10 protein-coding genes and 1 pseudogene are annotated in these 13,855 nt (G+C 67.6%); 2 read left to right on the top strand and 9 right to left on the bottom strand.

The annotated features are described in order from the left end of the window. Nucleotides 1-64: 64 nt before the first annotated feature. From ABZY44_RS12115 to ABZY44_RS12090, 6 genes are all read right to left on the bottom strand, one after another. Nucleotides 65-4,426 (bottom strand): hypothetical protein, encoded by a 4,362-nt coding sequence (locus ABZY44_RS12115; protein WP_356652621.1) that lies wholly within the window; start codon nucleotides 4,424-4,426, stop codon nucleotides 65-67. A 226-nt stretch (nucleotides 4,427-4,652) separates the two neighbouring features. Next, complete coding sequence (locus ABZY44_RS12110) at nucleotides 4,653-5,192, bottom strand: Pycsar system effector family protein (RefSeq protein WP_356652684.1); 540 nt, start codon at nucleotides 5,190-5,192, stop codon at nucleotides 4,653-4,655. Next, nucleotides 5,192-6,115 (bottom strand): hypothetical protein, encoded by a 924-nt coding sequence (locus ABZY44_RS12105; RefSeq protein ID WP_356652619.1) that lies wholly within the window; start codon nucleotides 6,113-6,115, stop codon nucleotides 5,192-5,194. The genes ABZY44_RS12110 and ABZY44_RS12105 overlap by 1 nt, the downstream gene beginning before the upstream one ends. Continuing rightward, on the bottom strand, nucleotides 6,112-8,184 hold the full coding sequence (locus ABZY44_RS12100; protein WP_356652617.1) for a hypothetical protein: 2,073 nt from the start codon (nucleotides 8,182-8,184) through the stop codon (nucleotides 6,112-6,114). Before ABZY44_RS12100 ends, ABZY44_RS12105 begins: the two co-directional genes overlap by 4 nt. Beyond that, nucleotides 8,181-9,080, bottom strand: a complete 900-nt coding sequence (locus ABZY44_RS12095; protein ID WP_356652615.1) for a hypothetical protein — start codon at nucleotides 9,078-9,080, stop codon at nucleotides 8,181-8,183. Before ABZY44_RS12095 ends, ABZY44_RS12100 begins: the two co-directional genes overlap by 4 nt. Before the next feature lie 129 nt (nucleotides 9,081-9,209). Next, nucleotides 9,210-9,851 carry a Crp/Fnr family transcriptional regulator gene (locus ABZY44_RS12090; protein ID WP_356652613.1) on the bottom strand — a complete coding sequence of 214 codons (642 nt, stop codon included), beginning with the start codon at nucleotides 9,849-9,851 and terminating at the stop codon, nucleotides 9,210-9,212. Between the two features lie 235 nt (nucleotides 9,852-10,086). On the opposite strand from ABZY44_RS12090, the gene ABZY44_RS12085 reads away from it, so the two are divergent. Then, nucleotides 10,087-10,218, top strand: coding sequence for a TerD family protein (locus ABZY44_RS12085; RefSeq protein WP_356652611.1), 132 nt, complete (start codon nucleotides 10,087-10,089; stop codon nucleotides 10,216-10,218). A 304-nt stretch (nucleotides 10,219-10,522) separates the two neighbouring features. Beyond that, nucleotides 10,523-10,714: pseudogene (locus ABZY44_RS12080) on the top strand (CorA family divalent cation transporter); the annotation flags it as partial. 413 nt (nucleotides 10,715-11,127) lie between these two features. On the opposite strand, the gene ABZY44_RS12075 reads toward ABZY44_RS12080, so the two are convergent. From ABZY44_RS12075 to ABZY44_RS12065, 3 genes are read right to left on the bottom strand one after another with little or no spacing between them, the layout of a single operon-like run. Then, the gene (locus tag ABZY44_RS12075) at nucleotides 11,128-11,487 is read right to left on the bottom strand and encodes a hypothetical protein (RefSeq protein ID WP_356652609.1); all 360 of its coding nucleotides are present in this window, start codon (nucleotides 11,485-11,487) and stop codon (nucleotides 11,128-11,130) included. A 4-nt stretch (nucleotides 11,488-11,491) separates the two neighbouring features. Next, on the bottom strand, nucleotides 11,492-12,112 hold the full coding sequence (locus ABZY44_RS12070; RefSeq protein ID WP_356652607.1) for a GNAT family protein: 621 nt from the start codon (nucleotides 12,110-12,112) through the stop codon (nucleotides 11,492-11,494). A 23-nt stretch (nucleotides 12,113-12,135) separates the two neighbouring features. Further along, nucleotides 12,136-13,551, bottom strand: coding sequence for a hypothetical protein (locus ABZY44_RS12065; protein WP_356652605.1), 1,416 nt, complete (start codon nucleotides 13,549-13,551; stop codon nucleotides 12,136-12,138). Between the last annotated feature and the right edge of the window lie 304 nt (nucleotides 13,552-13,855).

The raw sequence follows: 13,855 nt of genomic DNA, 5'->3' as shown, positions 1-13,855 counted from the left end.
AACGCACTCCGGGGCGCACGGCGGCGCACGGCCGGAGCACGCGCTGTTCTCCTCGTGAAGGAGCTCAGCCCCGGTCGGCGCTGCCGATCGCTTGTGCCACGCCATAGGAACCCCGGAGCAGCATCTGGTCCAGCAGGTCCAGGATCTCGGACCGCCGCGCAGCTGAGCCCGCCTGGGTGTGGGCGCGCACCAGTAGCTCCCCGACGTGGTGCGCGTCAGCCGCGGCACCGGTCCTCATGTCGGCCGATGCCGCACCGAACACGTCGAGGAATCGCCGCGCACATGCCAGTACCAGCTCATCGACCCTGTCAGGGGCCTGCTCAAGTGTGATCAGCAACTGGGGCAGGGCCGGCTCGAAAGCTCCAGAATCAATGAGCGCGGTCACCGTCCGGCGGACGGGCCCCAGCCGCCGGCCCCGCAATGCGATTGCCACAGCCGCGGCGGCTCCCCGCACGTCCTCGTCCGGATCGTGGAAGAACCGGACGAGTGCGTGATGCGCCAAGGCCGCGTCCCCGGTGCTCACGAGGCGCTGAGCGCACACGTCCGCGGCACCCTGTCGCTGCGCGCCGTCGTTTCCGGCCAGCACCCTGGCCAGCAGATCCGACGTCTCCCACTCCATGGCTGCCAGCGCGGCGACCTTTCCACCGATCCGACGCACCGCTGCCACCGAGGAGTCCAGCATCCTTTCCATCACCGGCCTGGCCGCCACTGGGTCCCCATGGCACAACGCCACGAAGAGACGGAACACGTGTGGTGAAGCCAAAAGCTGATCCGGGGCTCGGATGAGCTCGGTGAAGGCCTCGGCCACCGCAGTGCGGTCGTACCTCATTGCCGCGTGCAGCACGTGAGCCACGCATGCTCGGACGGCGAGCGAGGGGTCTGCGGACAGCCTGCTCAGACGAGGTACCACCAAGGCTGCCCGGGAGCCGTCCGCATCGTGGACCAACAGGTCGCCCAGGCTTTCGGCAGCGCTGCCGCGCACGGTATTGATCCCAGCGGTCAGCAGGTCCCGCTCCACATCGTCTTCGTCCTCGCCGACCGTGTCATCGGCGTCCTCGGAACCGAGCGCGCGATCCAGCAGTGCCTGGAAGAGATCGAGGGGCAGACCGGCCAGATACTTCCGTACGGCCCATCCGAGCCAACGATCGTGTGCCGGCCGACCTTGGCGTGCGAGATGACGGATCGCCGCGAAGACGGTGTCCGTATCGGCATGGGGCTCCGCGTCACCGAGACCAAGCAGTAACGCCGCTCCGTACGCAGGGTGCAGCCCGGCATCCATCCGCAAAGCGAGGCGCGCGAAACGGCCGGGGTCCGCCGCCGTCATGCTCTGCAGCACGTGTGACAGCTCCCGGGCCCCGCCTGTGAAGGTCGTCCAGTCCGTGCGGTCCTGACTGTGCTTCCTCATGGCGCCCAGCCACTGGTCGTTGGTCATGCACTGGGCCGACTCCGACGAGATCGGCGGCCCGATGAAACCTGCCGTCGCCCCACGCGGTGCCTCAGGCTCCCGCTTGTCATCGTGGAGCCTTCGGAGTTCTCCGAGCCTACGGGCCGCCCGATCGGAAAGCCGGCCCTCGGGAAGCGCCGTCAGCAGAGTGAACTCATGCCAGGGCGCGAGCTCGTCGTCTGGAGGAAGACGCAGATGGAGGAGCGCACGCTCCAGCTGCGCGAGAGTGGCGTCGGACAAGGCGTCGCCAATGGCGCGCAGGACTTCTCGGGCGCCCCATGCAACATTGGACAGATGGCCGGACAGGAATCGATGTCTGCCCTGTAGCAGGATCTCCGCAGCCCACTCAGCCAGGGCGGGGCCTGCCCCGATCAGGGCATGATAAAAGAGCCACTGTGCCGCATCGAATGGCAGGACCGTGAGCCCCGCTACAAGCTCCCGAACGCGAGCAGGGTCTTGGTCCCCCAGGATTCGCAGAGCCGTTTCCGTGCTCTGGAGCAGGGCGTCGCCCAACTCGCTGGGTCCGTCATCTGGGTTACGGAAGCCGAAGTGTTTGTCGTAGACCGGACAACACGCGCGCGGCGGAATGGCCGTTGCAGCCATGACGTCCAGGAGCAACGGAAGGAATCGGACGCAGAAATCCTCGGGAGCCCCCAGAGCGGCAGCCTTGACCACACGGATCGCCGAGTGGTCCCGGTTGCGTAGGACGGTGACTCTGCCGTCGTGATCGAGTTGGAGGGCGTCCGGACGATCCGACACCAGAGCACCGATCAGCTCTACTGCCCAAGCAGGTTGCTCTTCGACCAGATCACTCGCTGAGATCCAGATGAGGTGCTCGTGTCCGGAGAGAAGCCCGGTTCGTACGCCGACCAGTAGGAGATCGAAAAGCCTCCTGCTGTCAGCGAAGCGGCCGAAGCGCACGACCCACGCCAGCCAGTCCGGGAACTGATGATGCGACGTGTGCGGTTCCAGCAGGCGGGCCACTCGGTCGGGAGCAGCCTCAGCGCCCGCGGCCATCATCCGCACGGCCCAGTCGCGCTCCCTTGCATCGGCACTGATCAGCCAGTCATCGAATACGGACTCATCATCCGCGCGGCGGAACCATGCTGCCTTGCTGACCGCGTTCACAAGCTGCAAATGGAAAGGAGGGCGAGAGTCCAGGACGCGTGAGACAGCCCCCCACTCACTGGCGGTGGGGTCCTCCAAACCGTGAAGCACTGCCAAAGTCAGGTCTTTAAGGTGATAACGGATCTCCGGACTGGTCAGCAACGCCTCCACCTCCTCGGCGAACCGCTCCGGGTCCAGGTCCCGCAGATGGTCGAGAACCTGCCTCACCTGTCCCCGGCGGAAGAGCTCCTGCTCCCCATCGACGAGAAATGCGACCAGGCTCTCATCGCGCCGGAGCCAGTCGCGGGCAAAGGCGTAATCGAAGAAGCTCTCATGGAAGAAAGCCAGTTGTCTGCCGTCTCGCACACACACGTGCTCCGACACCAACACGTCCCCGCTCACGGCAAGGTCGTCCGCATCAAGCACACTGTCCGGTACGAAGAGCCGCTGCCTCGTGCTCATGGCCGTCATTACGGCCGACACCGCCTCGTGGAACCGCACGGACGGCTGACGACGCATGCACTCCTTCCGTTTGCTGTTCCAAAAGGCGTCGAACAGCTGCCGGGTAGTGCGGAAGGAAAGGGCTTCCCCCTGGCCGGCGATCTGAGCCAGAAGGACCAGATGCAGCGGAGACCGCAGCAAGCCGCGCTGCGAAGGCGTCAAAGGAGAAGCACCGAGGCCCATGCTCGCGATCGCGGCATCGACCTGTGCATCGGAGAGCCGATCGACTGAAATGCATGTGGAACGGTCCGATGCCGTGAGTTGACGGATCCTGTGATCGGCGTGGGCATCGAATGTCCGGCACACGAGGACGACGCGCATGGCAGGGTGCGCCATCGCCTCACCGATCAGGTCGGCCACCACGTCGAACGTGTCCGGAATGCGCCCCGAGGCCAGGCTGACCGCGTCGAGCTGGTCCACGATCAGCACACACGGGCGCCCGTTCGCCGCGGCTCCGAGCGCATTGACCGGTGATGTGACCAGACCGATGCCTCGGCCCAGCTCATGGGTCGTAGTAAAGGGAGCCAGGCGGTCGAGACGGAACCCGAGCACGGGGGTACCCAGCTTGGTCAGGGCAGTGAAAGCCTGGTGCAGCACTGCACTCTTTCCGCTGCCTGCGGCACCCGTGAGAACTACGGTCCGTCGTACGTCACTCGCAAGGACCTCCACGAGCTGATCAGCCGCTTCGCGGGGGATCTCGGGGCGGAGCAGCTCACGTTCGACGCCCGCTGCCCACCGACGCGTCGCCTCGCCGGCCTCGTCCCCCGCCTTGTCCCCGCCCGTCCCTCTGACCTGCCTCAGCCCGTACTCCCCCAGTCGGGCGATGATGCCCGGGGCATCGAGAGTGGTCCCCCGATTGTTCAGCAAGAGGTCGCCGAGTCCGACGGCGGCAAGGCGCCCTGGAGCCCCAGCAAGGACCTGTTCGGCCAGGACCGCATTGATGTTCACGATGTCCCGCTCGTTGTGCCATTCCACCCAGAGGCTTCTCAGCATGCGCCAGGCCGTTTCGGCCGAGCCATAGACATCGGGCGCGGCCAATGCCTGAAAGGGCCCTCTGAGCCCATCCGTCAGCCACTCGATTTCGAAGGACGGAAAGCCGTCGGAGCGTCGGGCGCGGTCGGCCAGCTCGTCAAGTTCACGGGCAGGAAGCAGAGAAACGAAGTGAAATGCGCGGCCCGCGTCGGCGTGGGATCGCAGACTGTTCCAGACCTGTTTGCCTCGGAGGGAAGCAACATTCCAACTGTTGGCGTTCCGGTTCTGGCGCTTGACCTGGTGGACCTGCGTCCCCCCGTCATACCGGTACGCGAACTCGATTCCGTCGCCCGAGGGGGAACCCGGTTCCAGAGTGATCGATGTGCCTCTGTCCAGCAGCACGTACAGAGCATGTCTGACGGTCCAGGCACCCTCGTAGCGGTTGCCGAACTTGTCCGTCTCGCCCCCCGGCCGCGGTGCCACCCTTACTCCCCTCCACGCCCCAGAAGGCTGCGTCAGACGCGCGCCTGCGCCGGACGGTACCGCAGATACCGCGCATTGCAGGGGGCATTGGGCGCACTCACCCTCCCCCTCTCGGGCCAGCCCCGAACCTCTCGCTCGATCCTGGTCAGCGACCGAGCGCAACGGCCAGGAAGGCCGCGGTGATCGCCGGTAGCAGCATGACAATGGCGTGCCGCACGCAGCGGTTCTTGGCTCGGGCGATCCTGCTGGTCTCCCTCAGCGCACGGAGTAGCCGGGGCTGTGGATCTGAGCCGTCCCGCCTGAGCCCAGCCGACAAGTCGGCGCGTGTCTCTGCACGCACCACGTCTTCGTAGTACGCGAGGAGGCCGTGCCTCTCGCCGGCTCTCGCCCCACGGCGCGGGGCGAGAGCCAGGAGCAGGAAGACCAACGCCCCGGTCGTGGTGGCCGCTGCCGTCCACCACAAAAGGACGGCCCACAAGACATCGAGGGGACGCCGTACGAGAAGGAGCCCGAAGAGTGTTCCCCCAGTAGCCAGAAGGATGGCTGCCTTGCCGTCAGCCCGGCCGATCTCCAGATAGTTCTGTGCGATGAGTTCTCGCGACAGAACCACCACGTGGTCCGCGTCCGAGACATGGTGTTCGGGCCGGGTTCTCAAATGGGCGAGGTGAGACGGTAGAGCCCACATCACGGAGCCCCTCCGTGGAAGCCGTTCATGCCGCTGTGCGGTACACCTGCGCCACCTATCCTGCGCAAGACCTCATCGCCCTGGGGTACGCCAGCTTCGCTGAGGAGGCGCGCCAGGTTCACCCCGACGAAACCCCGGTCCTCCTTCGTCAGTCCCTGAAGCGTTGCCGCCAGCGTCCGCTCCCATCCGTCCCGTTCGGTGAGCAGTTCACCATGTGCGACCGTCCAGTCGAGCACCTCCCTGGCTTGGTCGGGATGGTAGAGCAGCCACAGCGCCGCCAGACCGACCGGCCCGCCGGCCACCACCTCGCGGTAGAACCGGTACGCCTCGCGGTGGGTCTCGCCGAAGCCCGGCGGAAGGAGGAGCTCGGCAGGATGGCTTGCAGCCGGGAGGAGGCCGCCTGGAGGGTCCAGGAACCAGTAGGTCAGGCCCGCCCCGTCGATGTTCCGCGGCTGACCGGGGGGCTCGACCTGAGCGGTCCCGTACAGGGTCGGCGGCTGTCGAAAGGGATCGGAAGCACCCGGCAATCCGGCACTTCCATGGATGGCCTGGTCGATCAGCCGGCACGCGGCGTCCTCCGTCAGGCCGCTGCGTGCCGCGACCACCGGATTGCTGACGTTCCAGGCTACTTCGTAGCGTGCTCGCGAAGGCGTTGATGTCGCAGGACCCCGGCGTGGCACCTCCACCACGGTCCGGCGCTCTGCCAGCGAGACCCACCCGATCGAGTCGAACTCCCGTCGGAAGGCCGCCCCGATCGACGGTCGGGGGTATCCCCAGATGTCTCCGCCCCGCGGCGGCTCGACGCGGTCCGCTTCCTGATCCGAGAGGAAGACGAGCGCGCGATCCGAAGACGATCCGAACCGTTGCCGCAGCAGCTGCCGAACTGGTGAAGAACTGACCGACGTAAACAGTGGCCTGCTCATGACGCACTCCTCCTTCGCGATGTGTTCGTGTGATCTCGGTGGCGCCCCAGTAGGAAGCGGATGACTCCCCGACGATGGCGAGCGGTACGGGAGAGCTCGCGCACCACGAGGTCGAAGGCCGTCCTCTGGAACATATCGGGGTCGGCTTCGACCCGCCCAAGCCCTTGGGCCACCGCTTCGTACGTGGCCGGGTCGTCAAGACCCAGCACGACGAGGGCGATACCCTGCGCGGGGTGGCGCTCCAGCGTCCGGGCCAGGCTCATCCGGACCGCACCCGGTGCGCCCGGCTGGGGGAACGTCGAGAGGGACATGGAGTGGATCACGTGCACCGCCAGCGTGTGACGGGGCGTTCCCCGGCCGGCTTCCAGCCACCTCGTCACCGTCTCCAGGACCTCAATGTGGTTCGCCTCCTCGGTGAGGAGGGCGCCCAGCGCGAAGGAGACGGCGGAACGCAGTTTCGCGTCCAATTCCGGAGAGGAGCCGTCGAGGACGGTGTCCAGAAGTTTGAGGGCCGCGGCCGGCCGGGCGAGACCGTAGCTACCCGCACAGGTCTCGGCGACCGTGCAGCGGAGAACGGCAGATGACCGGCTCCACCGGCGCATCTGCTCCTTGACCGCACCGGACACCAGGGGGTGCTGGACGATCTCTCCCAGCGCGACTGCCACCAGACGTCGGCGCCAGCGGTCGCCCGAAGAGGCGAAGCGGTGCAGCTGAGTCAGCGCACCGGGGCCGGTGGCATGTGCGAGCACCCGGCCGATCGCCTCTCCGGCGGCCACATCCAAGCCCGGCTGATAGCGCAACTGCTCCAGCGCTCCCCACAGCGCGTCTGGCATGCCCTCGAAATCCAGCCACAGATGGCGCAGGAGTGTCACGGAGCGGTGCCTGCCGGAGAAGACGATCGGCTGCACGGGGTAGCGGTACCGGTCGGTGGGCGAACTACGCGGTGCCAGCGGGCGGGCGCCGATGGCTTCGAGCCGGTCCTCGAACGAGGGGCCGAGGACATCCGGCGACTGTTCCTCCGGCGCCTCGTTCTGTCCTGTCTTGGTAGCACGCACACCGAGCAAGGGGCGCATTGCTGTGGCGAACTGCTCGATCACCGTGCGGTCCTGTCCCGGGAGCAGAGCGACGGCCGCCATCAAGGAGACCGCGTCGGCGCTGTGCCGGGCCTTTGCGAGCGCGGACCGGGCAGCGTCCTCAGTGCCGGTCAGGAGTTCCTCGAGCACGGACCCTGTCGGTGCCGAGGTCTCCGCACAGTGCCGCAACCCGTCCGATAGGTCGACTGCGTCGCCCGGCAGCGGATGCGTCGAGAGGTACTCGGTGAACTCGGGGGAGGCCAGGTGCCCCAGTGCGGACTCCAGTTGTGAGCTGTCGAGCCTCCCTTCAGCGGCCACGAGCCGCAGTCGCCTCTCCGCGACCTCGTGCGGTCCGGGCGCGGCATGCACCTCTTCCCACCGGCTCGTGTCTGACGGCAACCGGGCATCCTGCGCCATGGTGACTATCAGGTGCGCCCCGGCACCCTGCAAGGCCTCGGCCAGGCCCGCCAGCCGCACGCCGTCGAGAGAGCGGGCGGATGCCGCCGGCAAACCCTGTAGGAGGTACCCGCGGCCAGCCTTCGGTCGCCACACCGACAGATCCGCCATCGCGTCCAGGCCCGTGACACCGCCCTCGCCGTGCCTTTCGGCGAGAAGGGCGAACGCCGCCGTACGGGCGCCCGTTCCGACCCTTGCCCTGAGCAGCACGATCCGGCTGTCCAGCGCCTTCCGGCAGCGTGCATACGACGGCGGTTCAACGAATCCGTACAAACGGCCGCGCACCTCTTCCGCCGGATAAGGTCCCTCGCGCAGGCGCGGCTTGAGGATTCGCTCGGTGGCTTCATCGGTCCACGCACTGATGTTCAAGTACGTGAAGTCGCCGCCGACGTTCCCCATCAACGCGACCCCATTGTCCACCCGTTGGTTGCCCTCACGGAGAGAACTGTGCTGACCGGCCCCCAGGCCAACCGACGGAGCAGGCTGGTCGGTGTTCGGCTGGACGTCCGGCTCGGCGGCCGGGCCGGGTCCGGCGTTCACCGGCGGTCCCCGTCGCCGGTCCGCTTGTCACCCGCAACGTTGTCTCCGCTGCCCCAGTGCTGGTTGGTACCGCGGTACGTGGTCGCGGGCGCGGTATAGGTGAAGTCACGACCGACGTTGCCCATCACCGCGGCTCCTTCCCCGACGTGCTGGGAGTTTCCGCTGTACTCCGTACCTGAACCCTTGTCCGATGCCACGGCGGGCGCCGTCGGCACCGCAGCTACGGGTTCCTCACGCGGCCGGATGCCCGCCCGCACGAGGTTCCCGGAGGGTGAAGGAACATACAGCCAGGCCCGCTGCGAGAAGTTCTTGCCTTCGACGGTGGCCGACACTTCGACACACCGGTCGGGGTGGAGCCCCGTGTAGGCGCCCAACACGACGTCTTCGTAGACCCGTTCCGAGACGATTGCGGCGAGGTGGGTCACCTCCTCGCTCGCCGCGGCGAGGATGGCCTTGACCGGACGCGAATCCAGGAGCCGGTGCATGTCGTTGCGGGCTGTGCCGTTGCCGTCCCCGGGCTCTTCCCCGTCGGGCAGCGGGCCGACGTGGACGCTGGCCCGGAGCCTGATCCGCGGACCGACGGCCTGCCGGTTGTACGAACCGAGCACGTCATCCAGAACGCCCAGGAACGGCCAGAGCACGAATGGCAGGTGCACCGGATCGAACCCGAAGACGACGCCGTCCCCCGTATTGGCGGGAAAACGCTGGGCATCGCGCAACTGGTGCAGGCTGGCCCGCTCCAGGGCCTGGTCCACCAGCTGGGGGATGAGCTGGCTGACCGGGCCGTGTTGAGCGGCCGGCAGGCCAGTGAAGTCCTTCGCGTCAACGGCGAACAGGGCGCGGTAGGGCGGGAGCGGTCGGCTTTCGGCGTACGGGACAGGCACGGGTACAGACATGCGAGGTCTCCTCACGGATGGTCCGGTAAGTAGCCGTAGTCGGGCTGCTTCGAGGTTCCATCCGCGCCACTCCGCCGAGTGCACAGCGCTGGGCGCACGGGGTGTGTCCCGGCTCACAGGCTGCCGTCCTCAGTCGGCCGCCGCCCAGCGCTGCAAGGCTTCCACGTCCCTGATGACGATCACCCGCCGCGCCGTTTCGACCAGCCCGACGGCCCGCAGCTGCCCCAACCCGCTGATGACCGCATTGCGTGTCACGCCGATCGCCTGCGCGACCTCTTCCTGGTTCAGCCCCGTCAGCCGGACGGCGTTGCTCTCCGCCTTTTGATCGGTGAGCACGGCCAGCCTCAGCAGCGTGCGCGCCAGTCGCACGACCAGGGGCAAGGTCTGCAATTCGGCTCGGTGGATGTCGGACTCACGCATCCTGGCGAGTGCCTGGCGCATCAGGTGCATGACCAGTCCGCGCTCCTCGACGAACTGGACGAAGCGCTGTGCGTCCAGAACGACTGCAGCGCAAGGGGTCAGGGCAACGACGTCCGCTGTCCGTGAGGTTCCGTTGAAGACGGAGACTTCTCCCAGGAGGTCCCCCGGCCCTCGAAACGCGAGCCACGTCCTGGCGCCATTCGGTTCTCGGCAAACCACCTTGGCCAAACCGGAGGTGAGAGCAAGGAGGTGCGTCCCCGGGGATCCCTGCCGCAGCATCACGCTGCGCTCGGAGTACATCCTGGTCATGCCTTGACTGCGCAGGTCGCGCCAGACTTCATCGGACAGCACGCGTCGCCTTCCCATCACGCCCACATCGGTACACGTCGGCTTCCGAGTTGTACGCCGATATGGCGGGAGGCATCAGCGCATGGGTGATGTTGACCGGAAGTGGTCGTGCCACTTCGACTCAGCGGCAACCAGCACCGAAACACACCCGCCTGGGTAAAGTTCGGGGCCATCGGTCCACGACGTCGTCGGGTGGTGGGGTGGGAGGGCGATTCCCACGGACCCGGCCATCCGCGCGATGGTCGTCGCGGAGCTGTACCGGCACAGGTCCGCCGAGGGTCGGCCGGTGTGGAAGCTCCGAGCAGTCGGGCAGGGTTGGGCCGACGGACTCGATGGCTTGGCCAGAGCACACGGAGTAGATGTGGGGTAGCCCATCGTGTCGACGCTCACCAAAGGTGGAAGCCTTCCGCGACTTTCCCCCAGCCGCAGCAGACGACGTACGTGAACGCTCCGTAGCGCTCCCTGCGGCCCATGTCGCCCCGCTGGCCAGCGGTGAACCACCTTCGGAGGCACCCTCTGCTGGGGAGAATTTGGGGAGAATGAAGCCGCGTTGGGGAGCGGCTGGGGAGGATCGGACGCACAAATGGGCAATGCGGCGAAGGGTCTAGAAAGACAGATCGCCGCAGATAAATGGCCCCCTCCGGGAGATTCCCGCAGGTCAGCGGCACGAGGGCGACGACTTCAAGAAGATCTCCTCCTGGGCCGCCATCCTCTTCGCCCCGACCCTCGTCGGCACGATTTACGGCATGAACTTCGACACCATGCCGGAACTCCACTGGGCAGGCGGCTACCCCTTCGCGATCCTGCTGATGGCAGTGGTCTGCGTGAGCCTGTACGTCATCTTCAAGAAGCGCGACTGGCTGTAGACCGCACACCAGCGCCGTTGATCAACTTAACTCTCGCGAACGCCTAAAAGTGGCCCGCAGGGCCCCTGGGGGAGAATCTGGGGAGAATCCTCAGGCCGCCCATGGCGGGCACTCCCCGGCACCTTGGGGCTGGCCCTCCCGTGCCACCAACCATCTTCGACTGAAGGCGGTTGCGGAGGGTAACGACAACGTGCTCCAGGGCCTTCGCCCGGTTCGACCCCCAGTACCAGTCTCCGGGCCGCCCCGTCAGCCGCGATACCATCGCCCACGCGATGACTGTCCTAACGGAAATGGCAGCCATATGGGAGCAGCGCGATCTCCCGTGAGCTCCACGCGCCTGACCCCATAGCGCCCTCTGGGGGCAACACCGAAACGCGTTGGCCCCCAGAGGTGTTGTGCCTCGCCGGGCCCGGTCACGCCCGGCTGCGTCGGTGACGACCCCGGTTTCCGGCAATCGACCTGCCATCCCGGCCGCACTCTGGTCGTTGCCCAGGCTGGCCGGGGTTGTCGCGGAGCTGATAGGAGTCCCAGACTCGTTCTTGGAGCTCCTCGATGCAGGGACCGCAGGCGTACATCGGTGCCTGGGCTCCGGCGACGCTGACCGGACCGATCCACAGAGCGCGGGTCCGGCGCCGTCCGCAGTACAGCCAGCAGGTGCCGTCGACCCAGTGGTTGCCGTCGTCGGTGGCCGGCGGGATCGGCAGGCCACCGCGCGCGAACTCGGCGATGCCGGGGATCACCGGTTCGCACGGCAGGCCCAAGCCGGGCAGCACCAGCTCACGTCTCCTGTCCGCTGTCAGCGCCAGGGGCGGCCAGGCCCTCCGGAGCTCCGTCAACGGTGCCCGGCTCCAGGGCGTCGATCGGTGTCCACTCGTGCTCCAGGATCGAGTACGTGATCGAGTCCCGCCAGGCTCCGTGAACGAAGACGTGATCGCGGATCCGCCCGTCCTCGGTCATGCCTGCTCGTAGGAGGGTGCGCGCGGATGCCTCGTTGAGTGGCGAACGCGCAGCCCAGATGCGGTGCAGGCCCAGGCCCTTGAAGCCGAGCGCGCACAGCAGGTGGACGGTCTCCGTGCCGAGGCCCTTGCCCCACTCCGCGGGATTCAAGGCGAAGCCGATGGTGGCCGCCTGCTGAGGTTCGGTCGCCAGGCGCGCGTAGCCGATCAGCCGGTGTTCGCCGAGCGGGGCGATGGCGAGGCAGTACTCGGTTCGCGGGGTGTCTTTCGCGGAGGTGATGGACCGGTCGACGATCTCCTGGGCCTGATCGCGGGTGCGGGGCTCGAAGCTGAGGTGCCGGGTGGCCTCGGGGTCCCCATAGATGGCCAGGAGGTCAGCGGTGTCCTCGGGTTCGACTTCGCGCAGGGCCAGGCGGGGGCCGGCCAGGTTGACTGGGGTCATGCCTTCGGAGCCTACCTGCGGGGTCATCGGACGAGGACCGATGTCGGGGTGGCCGTGAAGGCTTCGATCTCCTCGCGCAGGCTTGCCGCCACGCCTCGGTTTCGCCGGCCCTCGGCCTGCAGTGCGGTGTGGACCCGCTGGGCGCTGCTGGTGATGCCGAAGTTCCGCTGCTCGATGGGGAGGTCGAGCACGGGCTGCACCGCCTCGACGGCGCCCTCGATTTCGCCTCGGGCGATGCGGGCGAGGGCGAGGTCGGTCTGCGCGCCGGCCTCGTCGCCGAAGGCCCATTCGTCCTCCGTGGCGCTGCGGTACGCGGCGACGGCGGCCTCCGCTTGGCTCTCGCCGAGTGCGGGGTCCTCGCCGAGGTGCACGGTGGCCTCGGCGACGTAGTACAGCTGGCGGGGCACCGGGAAGGTCATGATGCCGCCGAAGGCATCGAGGTCGTCGGGTTCGAGAATCGTGCGGGCCTCCTCGGCCTGCCGAATGGCCACGCGGGTGGCCTCGCCGTCGCCGAGGAGCGCGTGGGCGCGGGCGGAGAGGCAGGCCAGCCAGACGCCGGTGGTGCCGCGGACGCTCCCGGCGGCGCTCTGGCCGAGGGTGGCGTAGTCGGCCGCCTCGGATGGGCGACCGGCCCAGTAGGAGATGAGGGACTGCAGGGAGCGGACCCAGGCGCGCATGGCGTGATGGTCGGCGTTGTCCGCGCACACAAACGCGGTGCGGGCCTGCATCATCGCGGCGCTCGGGTTGCCCAGGTCGTGGCTGGCTTTGGCGAGCATGCCCGAGGTGATCCCGGCGAGCAGGTAGAGCTCGCGGGCCTGTAGTGGCTTGACCCGGCCGTGTTCCAGCAGCCGGAAGGTGAGGTCCTGTACCTCGACCAGATCACCGAGCAAGGTCGGCAGCGCCAGCTTCGGGTACGCGACGGTCAGCCGTCGCACCTCGTCCTGGATCTGGCCCAGGGTCTCCGGTCCGACACTGCTGCCCTCCGCCATCGCGGTGAACCGGAGCGCACGACGAGCCGCCATCGCAACCTGCCTTTCCAATTCTGTGGTGCCCGCCTCGAAGCGGGTCTCGCTGCTGAACGGACCGCCGGCAGGCAGTACCTGTGCCTGCTCGGACGGGAGGAGGACAGATTTAAGCCGTGGCGGTGGGGCGACGAGTGAGGACTCGACCGGGGTCGTCGGTGAGGCGGCGGACGTGGGCGCAGGCGCAGGTGAGAGGAGGAGATCGACGCCGACGCCGAACATGGCCTCCAGTACCCGGCACTGGTCCGGGTACGGGCGGGTCTTCACCGCGCCGCCGTACCAGCGCTCGAACTGCCGCTTGGACACGGACAGACCACCAAGCGACGGGTCGTTCTCGTCCAGTGCCAAGCGGTGGGCCGCTTCCTCGAACCGGAGCAGAAAGGTCTTGTAGACCTGCCAGTGCCTCCGCAGCGTCAAGACCCGTAAAAGCGTGGGAGTTTCAGCCACCGCAGATCCCCTCCGGTCCCTGTTCGTCTGGTCTGACGATAGCCCCGGCCGATCGGCGGGAAACCCCTTCCGGCGGCTCACCGAGCAGATGACGGCAGCCATGACGGTGGTGATGACGCACCACGACGTGGACCGGGCTTCAGGGCGGGGATGAGGACGGCCTCGCGACGGCAGTGGCGTCGTATCCATGCGTTCCGGCGCGTCGCCATGCTGAGCGGCACTTCGCTTTCCGTGTACTGCCGACAGCGAAGCGTGAGACCGGGAGCGCGGCTAC

Origin of the sequence: Streptomyces sp. NPDC006544, from assembly GCF_040611715.1 — a bacterium.
In the GTDB taxonomy this organism is placed as follows: domain Bacteria; phylum Actinomycetota; class Actinomycetes; order Streptomycetales; family Streptomycetaceae; genus Streptomyces.
Note: the sequence above shows the minus strand (reverse complement) of the source record. Positions and strands in the feature narration are given on the sequence as shown.